Source organism: Scytonema sp. PCC 10023, assembly GCF_963920835.1.
Taxonomy (GTDB): Bacteria; Cyanobacteriota; Cyanobacteriia; order Cyanobacteriales; family Nostocaceae; genus Kalymmatonema.
Map to the genome: position 1 here is coordinate 1 of NZ_CAWUDP010000351.1, position 594 is coordinate 594.

Annotated in this window: 1 protein-coding gene; it reads right to left on the minus strand. The window is 43.3% G+C overall.

Annotated elements, in window-relative coordinates; translation table 11 throughout:
* Positions 1–132: 132 nt before the first annotated feature.
* A complete protein-coding gene (locus ACM0OZ_RS49170) occupies positions 133–225 on the minus strand; it encodes a ribbon-helix-helix protein, CopG family (protein ID WP_073632825.1) in 93 nt (30 codons plus the stop codon).
* Positions 226–594 lie beyond the last annotated feature (369 nt).

Consider the following 594-nt stretch of genomic DNA (forward strand, 5'->3'; position numbering starts at 1 on the left):
ACTATCAAGACATAGTGGGAGGGTGAGAACCCCTGTTCGCGTAGCGTCCCGAAGGGAAGATGTAGTTTGACGCACGGAGGAAAACTACATCTGTGTTTTAAACCAGGGGATGAAACCCGACGATGGCGGGATTTATCCCTTTGTTTCTCTTTCAAGATATTGCCTTACCGCTTCTCTAATTAAGTCATTCATCGACCTCTCTTTTTGTTTGCTTAGTCTTACCAATTCTTCATACTCTTATGAGCGAAAATCTTGCACTAAATCTACTCATGACATCATTAATAAGTTATATTGATGTCATGGTAGCACAGGATGAAAAACTCCAAAAAACAAACGTGATGCCATGCCTACCCTCACAATTGAAGATATGGGGTTGTGTTGAAAAGTCTTTTTAGAGCCATCAATACGTAAAATCTTCATGGTTGGAAGATACCGAAGTAGCCGTACAGCCCGAAAGGGTCGAGGCGGGTAGGGCTGTCTTACCCTCGTCAACGTGTTTTACAAAAACACGAGACAAAGTTGCGGAGTGTGGCACCTATCCCACGTAGCAACAACAGTCTAGAATCCACGTTTTTCAAAGCGTGGAGAGTTCAA